General features: G+C 64.7%; 18 protein-coding genes. 5 read left to right on the forward strand and 13 right to left on the reverse strand.

What is annotated here, in order from left to right; genetic code table 11:
• The first annotated feature begins 9 nt into the window (after positions 1 to 9).
• The 3 genes from Y882_RS05830 (at position 10) to Y882_RS05840 (ending at position 3,806) form a co-directional block, all read left to right on the forward strand.
• Positions 10 to 2,544, forward strand: a complete 2,535-nt coding sequence (locus Y882_RS05830; protein ID WP_046970934.1) for a TonB-dependent receptor — start codon at positions 10 to 12, stop codon at positions 2,542 to 2,544.
• Between the two features lie 186 nt (positions 2,545 to 2,730).
• Positions 2,731 to 3,144 carry a helix-turn-helix transcriptional regulator gene (locus Y882_RS20860; RefSeq protein ID WP_046970935.1) on the forward strand — a complete coding sequence of 138 codons (414 nt, stop codon included), beginning with the start codon at positions 2,731 to 2,733 and terminating at the stop codon, positions 3,142 to 3,144.
• 107 nt (positions 3,145 to 3,251) lie between these two features.
• Positions 3,252 to 3,806 carry a DUF4199 domain-containing protein gene (locus Y882_RS05840; RefSeq protein WP_046970936.1) on the forward strand — a complete coding sequence of 185 codons (555 nt, stop codon included), beginning with the start codon at positions 3,252 to 3,254 and terminating at the stop codon, positions 3,804 to 3,806.
• On the opposite strand, the gene Y882_RS19935 is transcribed toward Y882_RS05840, so the two are convergent.
• The 8 genes from Y882_RS19935 to Y882_RS05880 form a co-directional block, all read right to left on the reverse strand.
• Complete coding sequence (locus tag Y882_RS19935; protein WP_156171330.1) at positions 3,785 to 4,282, reverse strand: hypothetical protein; 498 nt, start codon at positions 4,280 to 4,282, stop codon at positions 3,785 to 3,787. The two genes, Y882_RS05840 and Y882_RS19935, sit on opposite strands and share 22 nt — an antisense overlap.
• Positions 4,283 to 4,412: 130 nt before the next feature.
• Positions 4,413 to 5,036, reverse strand: a complete 624-nt coding sequence (locus Y882_RS05850; RefSeq protein WP_046970938.1) for a phosphatase PAP2 family protein — start codon at positions 5,034 to 5,036, stop codon at positions 4,413 to 4,415.
• An 11-nt stretch (positions 5,037 to 5,047) separates the two neighbouring features.
• On the reverse strand, positions 5,048 to 6,580 hold the full coding sequence (locus tag Y882_RS05855) for an ArnT family glycosyltransferase (protein WP_052949705.1): 1,533 nt from the start codon (positions 6,578 to 6,580) through the stop codon (positions 5,048 to 5,050).
• 358 nt (positions 6,581 to 6,938) lie between these two features.
• Positions 6,939 to 8,597, reverse strand: coding sequence for an ArnT family glycosyltransferase (locus tag Y882_RS05860; RefSeq protein WP_244466249.1), 1,659 nt, complete (start codon positions 8,595 to 8,597; stop codon positions 6,939 to 6,941).
• 45 nt (positions 8,598 to 8,642) lie between these two features.
• Positions 8,643 to 10,469, reverse strand: coding sequence for an ArnT family glycosyltransferase (locus tag Y882_RS05865; RefSeq protein ID WP_082120954.1), 1,827 nt, complete (start codon positions 10,467 to 10,469; stop codon positions 8,643 to 8,645).
• Positions 10,466 to 11,569: a glycosyltransferase family 9 protein gene (locus Y882_RS05870; RefSeq protein ID WP_052949707.1), complete on the reverse strand. Its 1,104-nt coding sequence runs from the start codon at positions 11,567 to 11,569 to the stop codon at positions 10,466 to 10,468. The genes Y882_RS05865 and Y882_RS05870 overlap by 4 nt, the downstream gene beginning before the upstream one ends.
• A gap of 295 nt (positions 11,570 to 11,864) precedes the next feature.
• The gene (locus Y882_RS05875; RefSeq protein WP_052949709.1) at positions 11,865 to 12,362 is read right to left on the reverse strand and encodes a type 2 periplasmic-binding domain-containing protein; all 498 of its coding nucleotides are present in this window, start codon (positions 12,360 to 12,362) and stop codon (positions 11,865 to 11,867) included.
• 11 nt (positions 12,363 to 12,373) lie between these two features.
• A complete protein-coding gene (locus tag Y882_RS05880; RefSeq protein WP_046970939.1) occupies positions 12,374 to 13,471 on the reverse strand; it encodes a porin in 1,098 nt (365 codons plus the stop codon).
• Positions 13,472 to 13,679: 208 nt separating this feature from the next.
• On the opposite strand from Y882_RS05880, the gene Y882_RS05885 reads away from it, so the two are divergent.
• Both Y882_RS05885 and Y882_RS05890 read left to right on the forward strand, forming a co-directional pair.
• Complete coding sequence (locus Y882_RS05885; RefSeq protein ID WP_046970940.1) at positions 13,680 to 15,446, forward strand: PAS domain-containing sensor histidine kinase; 1,767 nt, start codon at positions 13,680 to 13,682, stop codon at positions 15,444 to 15,446.
• Positions 15,443 to 16,804 carry a sigma-54-dependent transcriptional regulator gene (locus Y882_RS05890; RefSeq protein ID WP_046970941.1) on the forward strand — a complete coding sequence of 454 codons (1,362 nt, stop codon included), beginning with the start codon at positions 15,443 to 15,445 and terminating at the stop codon, positions 16,802 to 16,804. The genes Y882_RS05885 and Y882_RS05890 overlap by 4 nt, the downstream gene beginning before the upstream one ends.
• 7 nt (positions 16,805 to 16,811) lie before the next feature.
• On the opposite strand, the gene Y882_RS05895 is transcribed toward Y882_RS05890, so the two are convergent.
• The 5 genes from Y882_RS05895 to Y882_RS05915 all read right to left on the reverse strand — a co-directional run bounded on the left by Y882_RS05895 (position 16,812) and on the right by Y882_RS05915 (position 23,750).
• Entirely contained in the window at positions 16,812 to 17,741 is a 930-nt protein-coding gene (locus Y882_RS05895) for a SphA family protein (protein ID WP_046970942.1), read from the reverse strand.
• Positions 17,742 to 17,958: 217 nt separating this feature from the next.
• Entirely contained in the window at positions 17,959 to 20,055 is a 2,097-nt protein-coding gene (locus tag Y882_RS05900; RefSeq protein WP_046970943.1) for a site-2 protease family protein, read from the reverse strand.
• A complete protein-coding gene (locus Y882_RS05905; RefSeq protein WP_046970944.1) occupies positions 20,055 to 21,395 on the reverse strand; it encodes an efflux RND transporter periplasmic adaptor subunit in 1,341 nt (446 codons plus the stop codon). Before Y882_RS05905 ends, Y882_RS05900 begins: the two co-directional genes overlap by 1 nt.
• Positions 21,392 to 22,129: an efflux RND transporter periplasmic adaptor subunit gene (locus Y882_RS05910; protein WP_046970945.1), complete on the reverse strand. Its 738-nt coding sequence runs from the start codon at positions 22,127 to 22,129 to the stop codon at positions 21,392 to 21,394. The genes Y882_RS05905 and Y882_RS05910 overlap by 4 nt, the downstream gene beginning before the upstream one ends.
• Positions 22,130 to 22,139: 10 nt before the next feature.
• The gene (locus tag Y882_RS05915) at positions 22,140 to 23,750 is read right to left on the reverse strand and encodes a TolC family protein (protein ID WP_082120949.1); all 1,611 of its coding nucleotides are present in this window, start codon (positions 23,748 to 23,750) and stop codon (positions 22,140 to 22,142) included.
• Positions 23,751 to 23,762: the final 12 nt, after the last annotated feature.

Here is a 23,762-nt window from a genome sequence, read left to right on the forward strand (position 1 = left end):
GGGAAGTCGATGCACAGGGTCAGGCCAAGACAGCCAATACGAACACAAAGGGTGCGACTAGCCCGGTTGCCGCTAGCCGCGGCGATCTGCCTTGCCGTAGCGCCCAGCGCTTTCGCGCAAGACAACAGCCAGCAGAATCAAAACCAGAACCAAACGCCGGCCGCAGAACCCGCTGCGGCGTCCAAGCCCAAGACGCTGGGCACGGTGACGGTGACCGCACAGAAGCGCGAGGAAAACCTGCAGAAGGTGCCGATCAGCATCGACGTGCTGGGTGGCGAGCAGCTGCAGGAGCTGCACGTGAAGAGTTTTGACGACTACGTGAAGTATCTGCCCAGCGTGTCGTATCAGACCTTCGGGCCGGGCTTTGCGCTGATCTACATGCGCGGCGTGGCCAGCGGCGGCGATGGCAACCACTCCGGCTCCTTGCCGAGCGTGGGCGTCTATCTCGATGAACAACCGGTCACCACGATCCAGGGACCGCTCGATATCCATATGTACGATATCGCCCGCGTCGAATCGCTGTCCGGTCCGCAGGGCACGCTTTACGGTGCCAGCGCCGAAGCGGGCGCGTTGCGCATCATCACCAACAAGCCCGACCCGAGCGCCTTTGCTGCCAGCTACAGCGTCGGCATGGACTCGGTCGATCATGGCGGCATCGGCTACGAGGCCGACGGCATGGTCAATATCCCGCTGTCGCCGAGCACGGCGATCCGCCTGGTGGGTTGGCATGAGCACGATGCCGGTTACATCGACAACGTGGTCGGCGAGCGCACGTTCCCGACCTCGGGCATCACCGTCAGCAATGCCAAGGGCTGCTCGGCGCCGGATCTGGTCTGTACCGGCGCGGCCAAGAAGAACTACAACGATGTCGACACCAGCGGTGCGCGTGCGGCGTTGAAGATCAACCTCAACGACGAGTGGTCGATCAGCCCGACGCTGATGGGCCAGCAGACGATCGCCAACGGCAACGTGGCCTCCGATCCGCAGGTCGGCAGCCTGGCGCTCACGCACTTCTATCCGGAAAAGACCAATGACCGCTGGATCCAGGCGGCGTTGACGGTGGAAGGCAAGATCGGCAACTTCGACCTGACCTATGCCTACGGCCGCCTCAAGCGCAACCAGGAAGAGTACAGCGACTACAGCGACTACTCGTTCTGGTACGACACGCTGGCCGGCTATGGCGCGTACATCTACGACAACAGCGGCAAGCTGATCAATCCGTCGCAGTTCATCCAGGGCAAGGACCACTACACGATGAACAGCCACGAGCTGCGCATCGCCTCGCCCAAGGAAGATCGCCTGCGCGTGGTTGGCGGCCTGTTCTGGGAAAAGCAGGTGCACGACATCGAACAGGCCTACATGATCAACGGCCTGGCCGATTCGCTCGCGGTACCGGGCTGGCCCAATACGCTGTGGCTGACCGAGCAGCAACGCAATGACCGCGACAAGGCGGTGTTCGGCGAGCTGTCCTATGACTTCATCCCGGAGACATTGACCGGCACCATCGGCGGGCGCTACTTCAAGACGGACAACAGCCTGCAGGGCTTCTACGGCTTCAGTTCCGGCTATTCGCCCTCGTCGAGCTATGGTGAAGCCGGCTGCGTGACGCAGGAGCCTTACCACGGCGCACCCTGTTCGGACTTCTTCAAGTCCACCAACGAATCGGGCTCGCTCGGCAAGGCGAACCTGACCTGGCAGATCACGCCCGAGCAGATGATCTACGGCACCTGGTCCGAAGGCTTCCGTCCCGGCGGCATCAATCGCCGAGGCAGCCTGCCGCCGTACAAGTCGGACTATCTGACGAACTACGAACTGGGCTGGAAGACGACCTGGTTCGACAACCGGCTGTCGTTCAATGGTGCGGTGTTCCGCGAAAAGTGGAAGGACTTCCAGTTCAGCATCCTGGGCGCCAACGGCCTGACCGAAATCAAGAACGCGGGCCAGGCGCAGATCGACGGCCTGGAGTCGGACCTGAACTGGGCGGCCACGTACAACCTCACCATCGGCATGGGCATCGCCCTGTACAACGCCAAGTTGACGGAGAACTACTGCGGGTTCACCGACACCAGCGGCACGCCGATCACGTACTGTCCGGCGGGCACGGTCAATCCGCTCACCGGCGATGTGGTGACCGGTCCGCAGGCGCCCAAGGGCACGCAGTTGCCGGTGACACCGAAGTTCAAGGGCAACCTGATTGCGCGCTATGCCTTCGACGTGGCCGGCATGGAGGCCTTCGTGCAGGGCGCCGTGGTGCATGTGGGTGAGCGCACCTCGGACCTGCGCATCCTGGAACGAGGCCTGGTGGGCAATCTGCCTGCGTACACGACGGTGGACTTTACCGCCGGCATCAAGAAGCACGGATTGTCGCTGGATATCTATATCAACAACATGTTCGACAAACGTGGCCAGCTGTACCGCTACACCGAGTGCGCGGAGGCCGTGTGCGCCGCCCACGACGTGGTGCCGGCCTATCCCAACGGCCAGGTCTATACCGTCATGACGCCGCCGCGGACCATCGGCATCCGTTTGAGCCAGGAGTTCTAGTTCGACCCAGGCGTGCCGCGGCCCGCTGGCCACGGCACGAGTTCACGTTCTGTCATCCGATGTTGCCTTCCCCTAGCCGGGCCCTCGGGCCCGGCTTTTTTTGTGCCGGAGCGGCAGGGCTTTCGAGGGCACGGCACCCACCGGCCGGCGCTAAGATCTGACTCCACGGGGAAAGCGGAGGCGGCGATGTGGAAGCGGGTGGTCGGCTATGGGGCGCTGCTGGCGGCGGGCACCGTGGCCTTGCAGTGGCTCGACTACCAGCGCCTAGCGCGGATGCATTCGGGCGACATCTATATGTTCCTGGTGGCGGCCGCCTTCCTGGTGCTTGGCATCGTGCTCGGCATGCGGGTATTCGCCAGGCCACCGGCCCCTGATTTCGACGGCAACCCGAAGGCGCAGGCGGCGCTGGGTCTGAGTGGGCGCGAGCTGGAGGTGTTGCATGAGCTGGCCGCCGGCCACTCCAACAAGGAGATCGCCGCACGCCTGCATGTGTCGCCCAACACGGTCAAGACGCACGTCGCGCGACTGTTTGAGAAACTGGGTGCGAAGCGCCGTACCGAAGCGATCCGTCGGGCCCGCGAACTGGGGATCGTGCCCTGATGCGGTGTCATTTCGGATGAAATCGCTCAAATCACCCATTCGGGCGATTGCCGGGCGGCTCCCGCTTGCCCCCAATGGCGACATCTTCCATCACCCAGGAGTACACCGTGCTGCGGACCATCCTTAAATACGGCGTGATCGCCGGCGTCATCGTTGGCGGGTTCGAGTTCGTCACCTTCATCGCCTTCTCCGGCATGCCGCCCATGAAGTACGGCATGCTGATCGGCTACACGACGATGCTGATCGCCCTGAGCGCGGTGTTCGTCGGGATCAAGCGGCATCGGGACGTGGACCGGGGCGGCGTGATCGGCTTCTGGCCGGCACTCGGGGTCGGCTTAGGGATCAGCTTCATTGCCGGCATCTTCTATGTGGCGGCATGGGAAGCCGTGCAGGCGATGACCCATATGGATTTCGCCACCTCGTATGCTCAGGCGATCATCGCCAGCGAGAAGGCCAAGGGCGCCAGCGCCGAGGCACTGGCCAAGCTGACCGCCGACATGGAGGCCTTCAAGGTCCAATACGCCAACCCGATGTACCGCCTGCCGATGACCTTCGTGGAGATCTTCCCGGTCGGCGTGCTGGTGTCGCTGATCTCGGCGGCCCTGCTGCGCAACAGTCGGTTCCTGCCCGCGCGGCCCGGCTATAGCCCCGCCACCCGCTGAGCGAAAACTTGGCGTCGACCGTGGCTGCCGGGTTCCGTTCCCTGGTCGCCACGACGCCCCTCCTGCAGCTGCCGCAACGCGATGCTGAGGCCGATGCGGTAGCCGCTGCCGATATTGCCGTTGATGATGACGGTGGCGAGCGGGGCTTTGTGGAAGCCGGCTTCATGGTCCAGTTCGGCGCCACATTCCTCATGTACTTCGATGTATGGCGCACCCAATTGGTCCAGCGCATCGACCAGGCCGGCTTCCGGGTGCTCGCGTACTTGGGATGCGAGGTCGCCCGGATCGAGCAGTACGAACTCCGTGCTGTCGGAACCGGCCGCGCACACCTGGCCGACAAAGTGGCGCAGGTCGCTGCATCCGCGCAGCTCCAGCGTGCATCCCGCCGCGCCGGCTTGTTGCTGAAGTTGTTGTTGCAGTTCCTGGGGAAGAGGGTGGCCGGACGTGTGCGGCCCATGGACGATCACAATGCTCACAGCATGGTGCTATTCGGCGCTCCCGGGAGCGGATGAGCCATGCTGTGTCCTGCGGGCGTAAAGGCGCTACATCGAAATACGGTGGCGGCGTAAATTTTCCGCCTATCCGCGGAATAGCGCGGTCTCCCTGTCAATCGAAGTGGTGGACATAGCCGACCTGAAATCCGCCTGGTAGCAGCGAGAGGATCCAGGGTGAGTCGCGATGGGTGGCCCACACGCCTATACCTGCGCCAATCGCCGCGCCGATCAGCACGTCGCTCTGCCAGTGGCCATGGGTTTTTACACGGGCGACGGCGTCATAGGCGGGCAGCAGGGCCAGCAGATAGACGGCCGGATGATCGTTGCCGTAGTTGATGATGAACGGTGTCACGGCGGCAGTGACGGCGGCCACTTCGCCGCTCGGGAAGCTTTGCGCGTGCAAGCCCTGGAACCACTTGTTCGGGTTGTCGGTTTCCGACGGGCGTTCGCGCTGGAACGTCCACTTCAGCGCCTGCGTGCTGATGGCGGTGACTGCCATCGAATCGACGGATCGCCAGAAGGTGTCGCCCAGTTTGTTGTCGTCGCCAAACCAGAGCGCGCCGGCGCCGATGGTGGCGATGGTTCCATAGATCAGGATTTCCTGATTGCTGCGTTTCCAGATGCCGCTGTTGTCATAGGTCACCGGGTGATCAAGGCCCAGGATGCCGCTGCCCGCCCAGCTGGGGCTGCTGCAGGCCAGCACCAGGACCAAGGCTGCGAGTCGTCGTATGGACATACGCCCTCCGGTCACTTCGGAACGCCGTGTACGAGGAACAACATGTTGTTTCGCCAGTTGCCGGCGGAGGCGACCGACGCGCCGCAGCTGTTCAACAGCGCCTGCGCGTTGGCGGCGGGAATGTCGTGATCGACCAGCAGCAGGGACGTTTCCTGTGCCTTGATCGCTGAGCAGAGCTGCGTGCTCGCGTCGGGGCTATGCCACCAGATGCCGTACACCGGCCGGTTGAGATAGAAGCGCAGGCCCCAGAGGGTTTGTTCTTCCACGGCATAGGTGTCGGTGGCCTCTTCCAGAAAAACCAGCGCGCGGTAGTCGGCGGCGCCCATCGTTGCCGCGATCTGTTTTGCGGCATGGCGGTTGTCGACGCCGGTCTTGAAGCCGTAAGCCGCAACGGCCTTGGTCGCGAGCAGCAGCACGAGCCATGTGGCCAACAGGCCAATGGTCCGCGGGCTGCCCACATCGAAAGTGCGCTCCATGCGCGATGCCGTGAACAGCGCGAGGGGAAGAAACAGCGGCAGCAGATAGAGCGGCAGCCGTGACTGCGCCAGGCAGAAGATCACGAAGGGCAGGGCAAACCAGAGGACGAGAAACAGCTGGATCGATCGCTCATTGCGCCACTGAGTCCACGTGGCGGGCTTGAGCATGTCGCGGACCGATCGCGCAAGGCCGCGCCACCACGGGATGGTGCCGAGCACCAGCACAGGCAGAAACGCCACCGCCCATCCAAAGGCTCCGGCGTGACGTTTATGCATGGCGGTGAAAATGCGGCCATACACTTCCTGATGGAGAAAGTAGTGGAGCAGGCCGGGATAGCGCAGGATGACAACCGCGTACCAGGTGAATCCCACCAGCAGGAAGATCACCAGGCCGGCCGGGTGCAGCAGTCGCACCACCGCACGTGCGCCGCCGCACGTGGCTGCGAACGCAATAACCGACAACAGCGGGAGCAGGCCCGGCGGACCTTTGGTCAAGAAGGCCAGGCCAAAGCCGAGCCACATCACGATCAGGCCACGACGCCGTTCGCCGTCGCCTTGAGGCCATGTGTGCAGGATGAAGCCGAAGACAGCCAAGCCCTCAGTCAGAGTCAACAGCACATCGGTACTGATGATGTTGGCGCTGAAAAAGGTGAACAGGCTGGTCGCGTAGACCAGCGATGGAAGCCAGGGTTTGCTCGGGCTGGTGCGCTTGCCCATGGCGAACAGCAAGGCCAGCGTCGCCAGATAGGCGAGTGCGTAAGGCATGCGTGCAGCCCAGGTATTGCGACCAAACAGATGCAACGACGCGGCGATCACCCAATACGTCAGCGGCGGCTTGGAGAAGTTGAGCGAAGCGGGGCTGTAGGCGGGCGCAAGATAATTGCCCGAGTCCATCATCTGCAGTGCGACGCCGACGTAGCGCCCTTCGTCGGGACTCCACAGGCCACGAGAGCCCTGGAAGGCAAAACCAAGCAACAGACCCAGCAGCAACACCCACAGGAGTGGACTGGTGCGTATGCGCGCGACCGCTCGCGACGATTCAACCGACACGCTCAGGCTGCTGTTCATGCGTGACAACCGGTCAGCGATGCACTGGTCGCCTCCTCTTGATGAGAGCAACGGCAGACAGCGTTCGCTACGCTGCTGCCTGGTTCGCTTATTCGCTCGCCCGCAGCGGGGGTCGATCGGCTATGGCATGAGGTGGTGGACAACCGATCAAACGTACCGGCTGTTGCGGGCATGGATGAGGCTCTGCGTTGGCTAAGGTCTGTCTAGCCTTTTGCCAATTTCATGCCATGCCACTAAGTGGCTGAGCGCGCGCATGTTTGCGCGATGGACATGCGCCGGGAGCGCCATGCAAAACCTGCACCCCGCAATTTTTGTTTGCAAAAAAGGTAGGAGTGCGCGCTGCGGCGCACGCATCACGTCACAGGATTTCCTGAGGAAGCGCCTGCACGAGGGCCTGCGCCGGCCACACGGCCAGCGATATGCCGCGGAATGGTTGGGTATAGATGGCTTGCGCGCGATCGGCGTCGCTCAGGCGTCTGGGATAGATGATCACCAGGCCTTCGGGGTGTTGGCGCGCCCACTCGCTTAGTGCGTGCAGACTGTGCACGGATGCGACCGGCTCGGTGAGACGTCCGAGGAAGGTGTACTGCCCGTCATTCGATTCGAAGTTGGCGACGGCGCGTCCCTGCTGCTGCGCTGTGGCCAGCAGCCTGGCGACGGGTGTGAAGTCGTAGGCTGGCCATAAGGTCATGCTGAAGAGCCCGTTGGCCGCCACCACGGCGAGCAGGCCCACGCCCGCCACGCGGTACAGTTCTCCTCGTCGCGGCAGCGCAAGCGCCAATGCCAGCAGCAGATACAACGCACCGAAGGGGCGACTGTGCGTGGCCAGCGTTGCATACATGGGATCGGCGAGGTGCCCATGGGCCACCAGTCCATCCATGGCCATCAAGGCCACGCCGGCAAGCGCCAGCAGCAGCGCCAAGGGCCATGGTGACCACCAGCGGCTGTTCCGCGTTTCCTGCAAGGACAGGCGCGCCAGCGACGCCGCGATCAGCATGGCAAATCCGGCGAACTCCGGCAGCAGGTAATACGCCTGCTTGCCGCTGATCATCGAGAACGCCAGAAACACAGGGACCAGCCAGGCGAGCAGAAACCGCACACCAGGCTCCAGCGGATGGCGCCACGATGCCAAGGCCAGCCAGATGCGTGGCCACAGCGCGAACGGAAACACCAGCACCGGCAGCAAGGGCAGGTACCACCAGAACGGTTGGGCATGGGCGAAAGCGTCAACGACACGACCGGCGGTCTGATGCACCAGCAGAGTGTGTCGATAGGCTACGCCACCGCTCCATGCGGCCAACAAAGCCCAGGTCAGCAGGACAGCGCAGGCCACGGCGCACGCGGCGCCTCCGCGCACATACCACCGTCGCGCATGGTTGTGCGCGCACTCGCTCCATAAAGGACCGAGCAGCCAGGGCAGGCCGACGTGCAGCAACATCACCGGTCCCTTGGTCAGCAAGCCGAGACTGAGCGCCAGCGCAAACCTGCCCAGCTGCGGAGGTTGTCCGTTTGCCGATGGTGCGAGGCAGAGCAGGGCGGCCAGCACGCAGTCGGCCAGCAGCACCTCATACATGACCTGCAGGCCAAACAGGAAACCATACGTAAGCGCGAGCAGGATCCATGCCGTGCCGTGCGCGATCAGTGGATTTTGTGGGAAGAGCCGGCGCGCCAGCCGCCACGCCAACACCAGCTGCAAGGCACCGAGCGCCACCTCGAGCAGGCGCGGCCACACATCGCCGACACCGCCGATGGCCCAGCCCAGCTGGATCAGCCACAGCAGCAACGGTGGTTTATCACTATAGGGCAGGCCGTTGAGGTAGGGGACCAGCACGCTGTGGTGCGTCCACATCTCCCATGCCACCGACAGCGTGCGCGTGGAATACATGGGCATCGGGCCGTGCTGAAAAATGGCAACCAGCGCGGCTGCGATCCACAGCGGCAACCATGCCCATGGCAGGTAGGGAGCGAGCCGTTCGTACGGTGTGGTGCGCAGCGCTTGGCTATCAGGAAAATTCACGGGCGACTCGAGAACGTGGTGGCACAAATGCGAGGTCTAGCTGCATCAGCGATGGCTGTCGATGCCGCCCCAGTCCTCGACGGCGCCCGTGGGCACCTGGCCCTGCCGGCAGGCCGGAGCTACCGCATCGCTGCGGAACAGCCGCCAGTCACGTCCACTGGTGACGCCCATGTCCACACTGGCCGAGCGGATGATGCAGGGCTCCATCACATCGGCCAGAACAAGCACCCATCGCTGCGACGGCGCCTGGGCCTGCCAGCGGATGGCCGAGGCCAGCTGCTGATGCCACGGCACCACGAAGCCGAAATCGGTGAGCGGTCGCGTAAAGGCCAGCGGCAGTTCTTCTTTCCAGGCGACCAGCGCGAGTTCGGCGTGCGGGCCTATCGTCTGTTCGACGCGAGCCGCCAGCGTGGCAGGCGAGCTTGCGCGCGCCAGCAAGGGCGCCATGCCCAGTCCCCAGATCAGCCACACACCGGCCATGCCGGCCAGCACGGCCATACCCGCGCGCTGGCGGCGAAAGATCAGCGGCTGCAGCAGCAACCAGGCGCCCAGGGCGATGCACATGCCCCACCACAGCGGCGCCTGCTCACCCAGCTGACGCGCAGCCATGAAGCGCACGGTCGCCGCGGGATGAAAGCCAAGCGCAGCCACGCCGATGCCGAGCGCCGCGCCGCCGAGCAATAGCAGGAACCCGATCGCGACGAACGACAACCAGCGCTTGCGCAACGCATCTTCCAGATACGGCCCTGCGCACAGCGCCAGCATCGGCAGCGCCGGCATGATGTAGACATCGCGCTTGGCCCGGGTCAGGCTGAAGAACACGATGACCAAGACGATCCACGCCAGCGGCAGCAGGATGCGTGCATCGCGCGCCCGCAGCCGCTCCATCCACGCCGGCGCCAAGGCGGGCAAGGCAAGACTGAGCGGCAGCCACGAGGTGATGATCACCGTGAGATAGAACCATGGCGGCTGGAAGCTGTTCCATGGATGCACGTAGCGGTTGACGGTCTGGTTGAAGAAGATGTCGTGCAGATAGCTGCGTGCCACGTCGCTGTCGTAGGCGTGCACGTAGAAAAGCAAGGGCGCCATCCACAGCGCGATGGCCAGGGCGAACGCCAGCAGGCCGCCCAGCCAGTGCCCGGCATGACCACGCAGGTCAGGCATATCCGGCCAGCGACGCCGCACGGCAAAGGCCCATGGCAGGAACATCATCAAGGCAAGAAAGCCCACGCCCTTGGTGATGACGCCCAGTCCCGCGGCAAAGCAGCCCAGCCAGAATGCACGCCAGTCCGGGCCCAGCAGCAGATGCCGCAGCAGGCCGACGTTGGCAAGCGTGATGAAGAACGTGACGGTCGGATCGATCTGCCCGCGCTTGGCCTGGAAGACGAATTGCACCGTACACAGCAAAGCCAGGCTGGCGACCATACCGGCGCGGTGTCCCCACAGCCGGCGCGCCAGGTCATACACCAGCCACAGCGTACCCAGCGCGCTCAGCAACGAGGGCAGCAAGAACGCCACGCGCCAGTTGCCGGTGAGCGTATACGACAGCGCCTGCATCGCCATGAACAGCGGCGGCTTGTCCGAATACCAGTCGCTGCCGCGATGCGGAATCAGCCAGTTCCCGGAAGCCGCCATCTGATGCGCCACCAGCGCGAATCGCGGCTCATCCGAAGGCGTGGGACCGCGCAGGCCGATGCCTGCCGCGAGCAGCAGCAAGGCGCCCAGCATCAACAGCCAACGTTGCAGTCGCTCGCGTGACTGTGTTTGCGCAGCGGCATCACCCGGCTCGCTTCCGGAGTGCTGGCGATGCAAGGACACGTCCTCGGCACGCTCTGCGGGAGACTCGACAGGCGTGCCCAGCACTTGCGTCATGGTGCCCATGCCCGGGCGAGAAACAGGTCTTCGCCCGCGGTGGCCGCCACGTCTCCGAGCGACGAGCCGAACACCGGGCGCCCGAGCAGATCCGGATGCGCCGCCACCACGCGGCACGCGACCTCACGCGCCGACAGCCCTTGCGTGGGCAGCGAGCAGTTGCCGTTCCCGTAGGGGGCATAGACCGAAGCATCGGTGACGCAGAACATGCCGACCGTAGGCACGCGGGACGCCACGGCCAGATGCATCACGCCGCAATCGGCGGTGATCATCAAGTCCATGCCGGCCATGACGGCGCCCATGCGGCGGATGTCGGAGGAGTAATAACCCGGCCATTCGGCGCCCAGCATGGAATGACCGTGCATGGGGATCAGCTCGAGCATGCTGGCCGCCGGGCACAGCGTCTTGAAGGTGTCGATGAACTCGCGCCACCAGTCCATCGGGTAGCGCTTGGCGCCCGTCGCATTGGCGAACACACCCACCACCGGCGGCGAGCTGGTCTGTCGCGACACGGCCAGCAGCTCACCGATGACGCGGCGGCCGTGGGCCAGCTCGACTTCGGTCAGTCGGATATCCAAGGGAGGATAGCCAGGCTCCTCGCCATGGCTGCGGCCCAACGCCCAGCGCAGCAGATTGACCGGGCGCTTGGCCATATGTTGCATGGCGATGCTGGTCGGCGCCGCGTGAGTGAGGCCCGAGCGCAGCGGCGTGTCGCTGAAGCCCAGCTTGTAGCTGCCGTGCAGCAGGCGCGTGATGGCACGGCTGAAGCCCGAGCCCAGGCATGGATCGATGATCAGGTCGTAGCGGGTGCGGCGCACGCGGTGCAGCAGGTGCAGGAAAGGCAGCGGGTGCTTGAATCCGCGCTTGGGCAGGCAATAGACGTTGCGGACGCTGAAGAACGTCGCAAAGATCTCCGCGGCGATATCACCCTCGGAGATCACGTCGATCTCCGCGCCCTTGAAGTGCCGCTCAAGCTCCGCGATCAACGGCGTGAGCAGGATGGTGTTGCCAAGCCGATGGTTGGGGCGGCAGACCAGGATGCGAAAAATGCCTTTGCGAGGCAGCGGCTCGTTGCAGTGGAGGGTCTTGGTTTGGTTCAAGCGGCACCGGTCGGCATGGAGGAGGCATGAGGTGAATTCCGCTCCGGGCTCATGCCGAGATCCGCGCAACTACCGCCAACCCATCATGCCCTATGAAGGGCGCAAAAAGTTGACACATAGAAGTCAGGGCATCAGGCGGCTCGCAGCAGGGCAATGCCTGCGGTGCGAATTTCGTGCCACGACCCCAAGTGGCTGATGGTGCGATGAAAGAGGGCCGTGGGCAGCGGCCCGGGCGCGCGACGCTTTCTGCAGGGTGCAAACTTTGTCTGCAACTATTGGCAGACCGGCCAAGGACTCAGGGCGCAGGATGTTCCGGACAGGCCGGGAGATCCTCGCCCTGGTGCGCTGGCAGGGTGATGGTGAGTACGACGCGCACGCTGGCGTCCGCCTGGCACGGCTCCACGTAACCGATCGCGCCCGGCGTGGTCGCCACAAAGCGCACCACGGCATCGGTCGAAGCGAGCACGTATGGCGGACTGACGCCCTGGAAGTACTGCTGGTCCCAGTAATCCTGCAGCTGGGTGTCGTCCATATGCAGCAGTGTGTGCGAGAACGCCACACGCATGGGCGAGCGGCTGGGCAGGTTGACCGGCGTCAGGCGTTGTCCCTTGCCATCCACGAAGATCTTCTTCAGATACACGTTGCGTACCGTGTTCTGATCCAGCGTCAGCTGCGGCCCATCGAGCGCGGTGATGATGGCGATCTGCGGCTGCGCCGCCCAGGCCATGCCCGGGCGCATCAGCAGTACGCTGATGACCAGCCAGGTCGACCATTGCCGAGGGTATCCGCGCATGGGTGCGACGCTCAGAACAGCACCGCGACAGACGCCAGCCAGCCGGTGGGCGCGAGCAGCTCGTTGTGCGAGCCGTCGCGATATTCCAGTTTGAGCACCACCCCTTCGATCGGCTTGAAATTGATGGCCGTGGTGCGGATGGTGCTGGTCTGCGCCGGCGTCGATGAGCGATAGCGCTCATAACGGCCGATCAGGTACAGCCGCCGCCACACCGGCACTTCGGCCTGCACGAAGCCGCCGCGCTCATCGGGGGTGCTGCTCGTGCTGCTGCGATAGATGCCCTCGCCGGTGAGGCTCACGTAGCGGCTGGTCCAGCTGAAATCGATGCCGTTGAGCCAGTATTTTTCGCGCGGCTGCTGCAGCTCGTAGTTCAGCGTGGAGGCGCCGATGCTCAGCGAGTCGCCCAGCAGGTGGTAGAGCACCCGGCCGCCGATGGCCTGGCGAAAATTGTTCTGCAGCGTCTCGGTGGTGCCGAAGTTGGTATACGCATTGTCCTGGTCGCGGCCGATATTGAGGTTCTTGCTGTCGTCGGCAAAAACCCAGTAATCGAGGTCGTTTCCGTGCACCGGTACCGTGCCGAACATCATGGCGCCGTTGGCGTGACGCGAGAAGGCGGCCGAGGTGGACAAAGGGCGCGACACGGTCCAGGTCAGCGGGTCGGCATGCACCAGATTCCATTCGCCCACCGGGGTGAGGAACTTGCCAAAGCGGAAGGTGATGGCCTGGTTGGCGTGGTAGTCCGCGTACAGCCGCTCGATGTCTAGCTCGGCGTCGTCATCGTCGGTACGCCCGGTGCTGTTCACCGGATTGGTGGCCTCGATTTCGCTGAAAAGCTGCCAGCGGGTGCCGATGTCCTGGGTGATGAACAGGCTCAGGTCGCGCACGTTGTAGCTGGTCTTGGTGCCCTGGACGCTAAAGAAATTGAGGTCGGCATAGCCGCCCACCCGCAGGCCCACGCCAGGAAAGTACAGGCCCTGGCCCAGCGTATACGGCGCCGGTTGCCAGCTGCCGTCGCCATCGTCCGCCGCCATGGCGCCCGAGGCGCAGGCCAGCCCAAGCAGCAGTGCGGCTGCGCCTGGGAGCGAAAAGCGGCGAGGGTGCCTGTTCATCGGTCATGCCCACCAACATGGAATGGAACCAAGCCGGCACACCTGGTTCCGGCGGCCGGCACAGCGAAACGAAAGGCTCGCGAGCGACGATTCCACCGGCAGGGCTCGGCACTGCGGCGGATTCTGCGACAGTGCAGGGGCTACCGCAAAGGCGTGCCATCCCACCCGGGCGGCGACGCCCTCCCATCATCAGCGCGACGGCAGCACCTTGACGACACGATCAGCCCTGTTTCGCCTGCTGTTCCTGACCCTGCTGGGCACCGTGCTGGTGGTGGGCGCGCTCTCGTTCTATCAGTTTCGCAGTGCGCTGCGTTCGGAGATTGCCGGCAACCTGCGTTTTGGCGCCAGCACGGTGATGCAGCGCATCGACACGCTGCTGTTCTCGCATATCGAAAACATGCGCGTGTGGAGCGGGCTGGAGGTGATGCAGGACGTCCGCGTCAACGATGTCGACAAGCGCCTCTCGCACTTTCTCTCGGACCTGCACGCCGGTCAGGGCAATGCGTATGCCGCACTGCTGTGCACCGACGAACACGGGCGTGTGGTCGCTGCCAGCCAGCCTTCGCTGATTGGCACGGCGGCGCCCGCGAGCAGTGAGTGGCGTCCGATTTCCGGTGCCCGTCTGGGCGGCGCGTCCATTGCGCAGACGTGGGGTGCCGATGGCCATGGCGCCATCCTGCGCACGCCGGTGCCGAACACCTTTGGCCAGGGCAGCATCGGCTACCTCTACGTCGTGTTGAACTGGCAGGCCGTGCAGGCGCTGCTGGACGAGGCGGTTGATCATGGCTCGCGCGGCCTGCTGCTGGTGGACGATCGCGGCCGCGTCATCGCTGCCTCCGCTGCCTTGCGTGCACGCGCCGACCTGTCACGCCTGCAACTGGATTGGCGCCTGCCAGCCCGCGGCGCGCTGTCCTATGTGCGCGATGGCAGCGCGCTCGGTTACGGCACCTTGTTGGTCGGCATCGCCACCTCCACCGGCTATCAGCAATTCCAGGGTCTGGGCTGGCATATCGTGATGATGGAGCCGACCTCGGTGTCCTTCGGGCCGATCTGGCGCCTGTTGTGGGCGATGCTGGCGGTGCTGGTGCTGACCTTGCTCGCGGGACTGTGGATTTCCTCGCGCCTGGCCAACCGTATTGCGCTGCCCATCGTGGCGCTCACCGACTTTACCCGCAGCTTCCGCCAGCGCGACGCGGCCTTGCCGCAGCTGCCTGCCACCAATATCTCCGAGATCCACGAGCTGCATCGCGCGTACGCGGAGATGATCGATGCCTTGGCGCGCTCGCGCGAGCAGGTCGTGCGTGCGGGCAAGCTGGCCGTGGTCGGTGAGATGGCCGCCATCATGGCGCACGAGGTGCGCACTCCCATGGGCATACTGCGCAGTTCCGCGCAAATGCTGCAGCGCCAGCCGCACCTGGGCGAGCGCGAGCATGAGCTGATCGGTTTTATCTTCAGCGAGACCGAACGGCTCAACCGGCTGGTCACCCTGCTGCTGGAATGCGCGCGCCCGGCGCCGCCCGATTTCCGTCCGCACGATCTGCACGCCATCATCGACAGCGTGCTTGGGCTGCTGGCTTCGCGGGCCGACAAGGCCGGCGTGTCGCTGTCCAGCAAGTTTGCCGAGCCGGTGCTGATCTTTCCCTGCGATCGCGAGCAGATCATGCAGGTGCTGCTCAACCTGGTGTTGAATGCGCTGGCCTTCGTGGGCGAGCAAGGGCGCGTGCAGGTGGCTACACGTTCCGATGCGGGCGCGGTGTGGATCAGCGTGATGGACGACGGTCCCGGCGTACCCGAATCGTTGCGGCAGACGATTTTCGATCCCTTCTTCAGCCGTCGCGATGGCGGCATCGGCCTGGGCCTGACGATCGTGCAGCAGGTCGTGCATGTGCATGGGGGCGAGATCACCGTGGGCGAGAGTGCCTGGGGTGGCGCATCCTTCAATCTTCGATTTGCAGTGGATGGTCAAAACCGATGAACGCCAGGCGGATACTCGTGGTGGACAACGAGGCGAAGATGCGCCGCATCCTCGAACTGTCCCTGAAGTCGCTGGGCCATGACGTGCTCGAAGCCGGCGACGGCATGGAGGCGCTGGCCATCATCGAGCAGCAGTCGATCGACCTGGTGCTCACGGACCTGCGCATGCCCCGGATGGACGGCATCGCCTTGCTCGAGGCCTTGCGCGAACGCAGCCAGGATGTGCCGGTCATCGTCATGACGGCCTACGCCACCATCGAGACCGCCGTGGCCGCGATGAAGCTGGGCGCCATCGATTACATCATCCGCCCGTTCGAAATGGAGACCGTCGAGATGGCGGTGACGCGGGCGTTGGCCATGCAGGCGGTGCAGCGCGAGAACTACTATCTGCGCGAAGAGATCTCGCGAGGCTGGGGCGAGTTCATCGGCGTCAGTCCAGCCATGCAGGCGCTTTACGAGCTGATCCGCCAGGTGGCACCCACGCGCAGCAACGCCTTCATCGTCGGCGAAACCGGGACGGGCAAGGAATTGGTGGCGCGCGCCATCCACCAGGCATCCGGGCGACAAGGCCTGTTCGTGCCGATCAATTGCGCGGCCATTCCCACCGAGCTGCTGGAGACCGAACTCTTCGGCCATGTCAAAGGCGCCTTCACCGGCGCCTTGCGCGATCGCGTGGGCAAGTGCGAGCTGGCCAGTGGCGGCACCATCTTTCTCGACGAGATCACCGAAATGCCCAGCAGCCTGCAGGCCAAACTGCTGCGCGTGCTGCAGGAAGGACGCATCGAGAGGCTGGGCGCCAATGCGGCGATACCGGTGGACTTGCGCGTGGTGGCGGCGACCAATCGCGAGCCGCTGGAGGCCGTTGAGGCGGGCTTGCTGCGGCGGGATCTTTACTTCCGGCTCAACGTGGTGCGCATCGACGTGCCCAGGCTGCGCGATCGTCAGGGCGACATGACCATTCTGGCCAATCACTTTCTCAACAAATACTCGCTGGAACTGGGCCGCGCCACGCCGCGGCTGTCGGCGCGTGCACTGGAACGACTGGAAGCCTACGACTGGCCGGGCAATGTGCGCGAGCTGGAGAACCTGATGGAGCGCGCCGCGGTGTTGTGTCGCGACGGCGAGGTCGGCGCGACACTGCTGCCCGCCGAGCTGTCGCGTGAAGCCACGGCCTCGCCGCCGCATGCCGCGCCGGTGCCCGAGGGCTCGCTGGCCTTGAAGGATCGCGTCGAATCGCTGGAGCGCCAACTGATCGAGGCCGCGCTGGCGCGCAGCGACAACAACAAGGCTGCCGCTGCGCGCCTGCTGGGCGTCAGCGAACGCACGCTCTGGTACAAGCTCAAGACGTATCAGATGTAGCGCCGCATCAAAGGCGGAAGGTGGCCGAGGCGATCACCACGTCGCCGTGGAAATGATCATTGGCGTCGAATTCGCGGTAGTAGCGGACACCGACGGCCAGGGCATGGCTGCCAAACCTGGTGCCGTAGTTGACGGCGGGTCCCGCACCCAGCACGCGGCCTTCCAGTCCACCAAGATTTGCTCCGCGCCCCGTATCGGCGGTGACCTGGCGGTACGCGTAGCCGGCCAGGCCAACCACCCAGTGGGGCGACAGCCGCTTGCCCACGGCAAGTTCGACGTGGGCTTCGTTGCCGCTGCGGTAATGGGTGATGTCGTTGGGACCGTTGATCCCGTAGCCCACGGCTGCAGACAGCTCGAGGTGGGAATGGGGCGACACATAGGTCATCGCCCACAGCACGTCGCCGGCCCAGCGATTGTGGCCCAGGGACGCGTTGAAGCCTTTGTTGTAGTCGCCCGTGGGTGCCCACACGGTCAGCGATATGGCGTGAGAGAACCCGTTGTTGATCTTCCAGCCCAGACGCCCGTTGATCGCCATGTCGGCCAGGTCGGTATTGCTGACCGAGCCTGAGGTCTGACGCGTCCCGGTGATTTCGCCGCTGAGGCGCAGATACGCATAAGGCGCGGTCACGGAGATGGCGGCTTGACCACCGAAGATCGGCGTGGCGGGAGCGTAGAGCAGGTTGACCGCCATGCTGTCGACACGCTTTTTCAAGGTCACCAGGGTGACGCCGCCCACCGTGGTACTGCCGACCGCGCCGTTGTACTGCGCAACAGCGGTTGATACATACCAGCCGGGAGCGGGCGCCAGGCCGGCACCCAGCGCCTGGCTGCCAAGCAGATAGAGGCCGCCGGCACCTTCCGTGGCGTGCACCGAGGCACCGGTGACACCCCCTATCGCGATGGCCAATACCGCGAACGCTCGCGTCGTCACGCGCATACGCTACTCAGGCTGTCTACCGGCTGGTGATGGGTCTGGCAGGCCAGGATGGAGGCGTCGCCAGAGGTTTCGATGCCGCACGCGCAGGCTTGATGTGTGACGGCTAGCTGGCCCTCAAGCATCAAGATTTCTGGTGATAGTGTGCAGTCGATGGCGTTACTGCCAGCGCAGAAGTACCTAGAGGTCGCTGCGTAGATTTACCTACCAGAGGTGCTCGTCAAAAGCCGCTTTGCTTGATCACGGCCGACAACAGGCGCGTCAGGCCAGACATCAGGTAACTGCGCCGCTCACCCTCGATCTGCGCGTGCCCACGCAACTCACGCACGGTGTAGGGAGCGCCATCCAACTGGATGACCACCAGGAAGAACGCCGACGACGGCGCATCGCTGTCGGCCTTCTTGGCCACGGCAATGGGGCCGCCATAGCGCGAGGAGAGCATGGCGTGATCGAGCTGGCTGGAGCGCGAGCTGGCAATGGAAATCACGCGGCCGTGGATGGCGCCGACGTGGCCGTCCGCAAAAAAGGTGGCCTCGGCACCGGGCTGAATCCGGTAGATGTCTTCCTGCGGCACATAGGCATCCACTTGCCAGCGCTGCGGATCGGCGATCACGCCCAGCGGCTCGGTGGCCTTGATCCATTGGCCGGGTTTCCAGTCGGGGTTGACGTCCATCCAGCGCCCGGCAAACGGGGCGCGCAAGGTGAGGCGCGCTATTTCATCGCGTGCGGACGCCACTTCCTCGAGCTGCACGTTGACGCGCTCGGTGGTGGCCGATTGCTGATCGATGCCGCCCGGCTGGGCCAGCAGACTGGACAGCTGAGCCTGATAGCCTTGCAGACTGGATTGGCTGCCGCGCATCCGTATGGCGATATCGGGTTGCTCCAGCACCACCAGCGGCGTGCCCGCGGCGACTTCGCCGGAGGCATGGATATCGCGGATGCGCGCTGCAAACGGCGCGAAGATCCGCTGCTGCTGCGCAGAGCGGGCCACGGCGTAGGCATGTACCTGGGTGCGCCAGGGCAGGGCAATCAGCACCAGTATGATGGCGATGATCGCGAACACGATCATGCGTCGACGCACCGGCACCTCGCTGCGGCGCGACCACCAGTGACGCAGTTCGCGCGCAATCGGCAGGCCGATAAACCAGGTCACTTCCACCGCGAACAGCACGATGCCCAGCGCCTTGAAGAAGAAGTAGTACACGGCCACGGCGATGCCCAGGAACAGCGCGAAGCGATACACCCAGGTCACGAAGGCGAAGCCGATCAGCATGTGGCGCCGGCGGGCATCCATCACCTCCGGCCATGGCTCGTCCAGGCCGAGCACATGCCGACGCACCGCCACGCGTGCAAGCGCCGAGGCACGCTCGTGCAGGTTGGGCACGTCCAGCAGATCCGACAAAATGAAATAGCCGTCGAAGCGTGTGAACGGACTGGCGTTGAGCGCCAGCGTCAGCGCCCAGTTGGTGGTGGCCAGATAGAGCAGGGCGTTGCGCAGCGTGCCCGGTTCGCTCAGCGCCCAGAGAAAGGTGGAGAGCCCGGCAAGCGTGAGCTCCGTCAATACGCCCGCTGATGCGATCGCCAGGCGTTGCCGCGAACTGCGCAACTTCCAGGCTTCGCCCGTATCGGTATAAAGCATCGGCCACATCACCACGAAGGCGATGCCCATATGTGCCACGCGCACGCCCAGTCGCGTCGCCACCACCGCGTGCCCCAGTTCGTGCAGCGTCTTGCCGATGATGATCGCCAGCGCGAAGCCGAGCACGCCCTCGAACGAGAAGGCATCCACCACCGCATGGGTGAACTCGTCCCACTGGTGCGCCACCATGAGGATGCCGAGCAGGCTCAGCACGATAATGATGGCCGCCGTGATGCGGTTGAACAGCCAGTCGGTATGGGCGGCCAGGAAGCGCAGCAGCCGCTCGGGGCGCAGCAGCGGAATGCGGAAGAACAAATAGTGATGCAGCCACCAGCGCCAGGTCAGCCACTGCGTGCCTTCGCTGGCTTTGCGCAGCTGTTCGACGGCAGCCGGGCCGGGGCGAAGCAGGTGGTTGTGCTGGAGAAACAGCCCGAACGTCCACACTTGTTCCGCGTCGGGTTGCAGCGTGGTCTTGGCCTGGATGTCGTCGGCGATCTCTCGCGGGGAGCTGCCCCAGCGCAGCAGGCATTCGAACTCCAGCCAGCCGATGCGATAGAAGCGATTGACCACGCTGTCCTGGATGACCCATGCCGGCTCGCCTTCGCGGCCGGCCGACGCTTCGGACAGCTGCAGGTCGTCGCGCAGCGGCGGCAGCGGCATGTCGAGTACGGATTCCATCACAGGCCCGTCCACGCGCGGAAGGCCGCGAGCGGCCGGCGAAACAGGTAGTAGCCGAGCAACACGCGACTGCCATAGAGCTTGGCCGTGCCATGCAAGCCCAGTCGCGCGTGCTCCGGTGTGCCGTCGACACTGGCCAATAGGCGATACGCCACGATGCCGTCGTCGTTGGGGCGCGCCTCATAGCTCGTTTCGATGATGGTGCCGTGCAAGGGCTGCAGCGGATATGCGGAAAGATAGAGCGTGACGCTGTTGCCGGGCTCGAGTGCAATCGCGTCGGCCACGGGTAGCTCGATGCGCATGGCAGGCAGGGCCGGGTCTGCCACGCGCAGTATCCGTTCGCCGGTGACGACGGGTTTGCCGATCCAGTCGTTCGGATCGCTGTAGACGGCCACGCCGGCACGCGGCGAGGTGACGCGCGTGCGCTCCAGCTGGGCACGGACGCCATCGAGCTCGGCACGCCGCTCCTGCAATCGCGCGCCCAACAGGGTCAGTTCGTTCTTGCTCTGCGGATTGTCGAAGGCGCGCTGCGTGGCGGCCACCAGTTCGGCATCGGCGACCGCAGCCTCCTTCTTCAGGACATCGGCGCGGCTGCGCAAGGTGGTTTCGTCCAGCTCGAACAGCAAGCTGCCGGTCTCGACCGCCTGGTTCGGCCGCACGTCCATTCTGGCGATGACGCCGTCGATCGGTGAGCTGATGATCTCCGCGTGTCGCGACACCACTTCGGCAGGAGCCAGTGCGGTCTGCCGCACAGGCAACAGCAACAGCAGTGCGGCGATGGCCGTCAAGGTGAGCAGCTGTTTGCGTGTCGGCCGCCAGCGCTGACGATGCTGCCGGCCGGTAAGTGCCGACCAGCAATACGCCCAGGTGCTGCGCAAGCCTTGCAGCAGTGAGGCGAGGCGCTCATCGGGGGCGGCATCGAGCAGATATACGACCATGCCCACGCGCTCGCCGTGCTTGCTGTGCACAGGCAGGCACCAGGCGCCGGCGGGCCACCATTCGGACCAACCATCGGCGACGTCGTCGGGCAGCGTGCGGCCCTCGCGGGATAGCCACAGCGGATGGTCATCGGTCACTTGCGTGCCCAGCCATCGGCTGGCCCGGCGCAGCCAGATCAGATAGGGCGAGTCCTCGGTGGGTTTGGCCAGGCCCGATACGCAGAGCAATTCGAAGCTCTCGCCACGCTGCGCGAACACCAGCGCCTGCCGATAGGCGAGCAAGGGAAAAGGATCGTTGGCGATGGAGAACGCCAAGGCATTCAAGGTGTCGGCGGCCAGCGCGCGGTCGCGCAGCGACGCCAGCAACATCAGCAGCGCAGAGGGCGGCAAGGCTTCAGTCATCGCGCCCCCGGCAACAGCGCCACGCCACTCATGCCGGCGATGAGTTCGGGGTGCTCGCCATCGAGCCGGGCCTCGAGCTCCACGGTCTGTGCCACGGCGTCCACGCGCGCGCTCATCGCGCTCACATGCGCCGGATAGGTTTTGCCCGTTTCCGACACGCGTATCTGGAAGGGCATGCCGAGCTTCAACTGCGCCACCAGGCTCGAAGGCACGTTGAGGCGGACCTTGAGCGGCCCATCGCTGACCAGGTCGAACAAGGGCGCGCCGGCGGCGACCGTCTGGTATGGCCGCGCATAGACCTTGGCAATGCGTGCACCGAATGGCGCGCGCACATAGCAATAGTTGCGCTGCGCCGCGGCCAACGCGCGTGCCCCCTGGGCCTTGGCCACATCGGTCTTGGCGTTGGCCACTTCGATTTCGCCGGCGGCATTGAGTTTCTGCATGCCTTGCTTGGCGACCAGATTCTGCTGCGCCATGGCCAGTTCCGCATCGGCGGCCTGGGCGCGGGCCTGCGCCTCGCCACAATTGAGCTCCACCAGCAGCGCGTTCTTGGCCACGCGCTGACCCAGGGTGACCTTCATGTCACCGAGCGTGCCATTCATCTGGCTGGACAAGGTGGTTTCCGTGTCGGCGCTGAGCAGCACGTGGACCGAGGGTGAGTCGACGTTGGGTTCGGCGGCCTGTGCCAGGGTGGCGCATGTTGCGAGGAGGATCGAGCAGAGAGTCAAACGCATCGTCGTCTCGTCAATGGGGGCCACGCGCTGCTCCCGTCGTCGGGGTGGAAGAGGGGGCCGGCGCCGCATCGCCGACAGGCGCCGGCGCGGGATTCGGCGCCGGCGCAGGTGCCGGGGCCGGCGGCGGCCGCAACGGCTCCAGCTTGTTCATGGTCTGCTCGATCGCCTTGGCCAGCGTGGCCACGTCGTAGTTCTCCACGGCGTCGGGGAACACGTCCAGGCCGACCGAGTTGTACAGGCGCCCCCAGGAGGCCTGCGCATCGGAATACGCCGCTTCACGCTGATAGCGCGAGAGCAGGTAACGACCTTCGGCGCGGATCACTTCCAGCTGCGAGCCGATGGTGGTGAGATTGGCGGCCTTGGCGTAATCGAACAGCTGCTTGTCCACCGCCAGGCTCTGGTCGGCAAAGCCCAGTTCTTCGGTGGCCAGCGAATAGCGCAAGGCGCCGACGCGCACCTGCGTCAGCACCGCCATGGACAGCGCGATGCGGCGCATGTCGTCGGTGTTGCGCTGGGCATCCTGGGCGCGGTTGAGCGAGGGGTATTGCAACAGCTTGAGCAGGTTGATCGACACCTGCAGGCCGGTTTCGGCCCAGCCGTTGTTGTAGAGGTATTTGTTGGTGTCGTACGAATAGCCGGCACTGATCTGCACGTTGGGCCACAGGTTGGCCTTGGCGACCTTGATGTCGTTGTCGTCCACGCGCTTGCGGTACCACTCCTCCATGATTTCCGGACGCTGATGCAGGGCCAGCTGTTCGAGGCCGTTGATGTCCGAGGTGATCGTCGGCAACGGCGGCTCGGCATCTTCCGCCAGCACCATGCGCGAGCCGGGCGGCAGCGACATCAGCGCCGAAAGCTCCGCTTGGGCGAACTCCAGATCCTGGCGGCGTACGGTCAGCAGATAGATGGCATCGAGCAGGGCGCGCTGATAGGCGAGCAATTCCTGCTTGGGCGCAATGCCCCGTGCCTCCGCTTCGCGCGCCGAGGCCAGCGCCTGGTTGCTGCGTTCGAGCAGGCGGGTCACTTCGGGCATCAGGCGTTGTGCGGCCAGGGCGCGCCAATAGGCATTGCGCACGTCCTGCAGCACGTTCTGTTCCACTTTGCGGCGGCGCTCCTCCGCCATCTGGATCTGGTCGATCTTCTGCTGATTGCGGTAGTAGGCGACGCCGAAGTCGAGCAGGCTCCAGCTCAGGCCGAGGTTGTAGACGTCGTGGTAGCGCTCTTCGGACGTCGATGGGCGCAAGCTCACCTGGCGATCCACGATGCCGATCGAGGTGCCGCCGGAATCGTTGTTGCGGCCGGCGTAACCGGCCGACGCCACCAGTCTCGGCAACATTTCGTAGGCGGAGACGTCACGCAAGTTGGACGCGAGCGCGGTCTCCATCAACTTGAGGCGATAGTCCAGGTTGTATTTGAGCGCCCGCGCCGCCGCCTCATAGAAGGTGATCGGGTGCGTGACCGGCTCCTGATTGGCGTACATCGTCACCTGGTCGGCGGCGACGCGCTTGTCGATCTCGTCCTGGCTGTAAGGCTTGGGTTGCTGCGAGATGCAGGCCGACAGCGCCAGGGTGAGTGCACAGGAGAAGGAGGCGATCGTCAGCTTGTTTGTTGGTATAAGCATGTCCTCACTCCG

The organism is Dyella japonica DSM 16301, from assembly GCF_001010355.1.
Classification (GTDB): Bacteria; Pseudomonadota; Gammaproteobacteria; order Xanthomonadales; family Rhodanobacteraceae; genus Dyella; species Dyella japonica.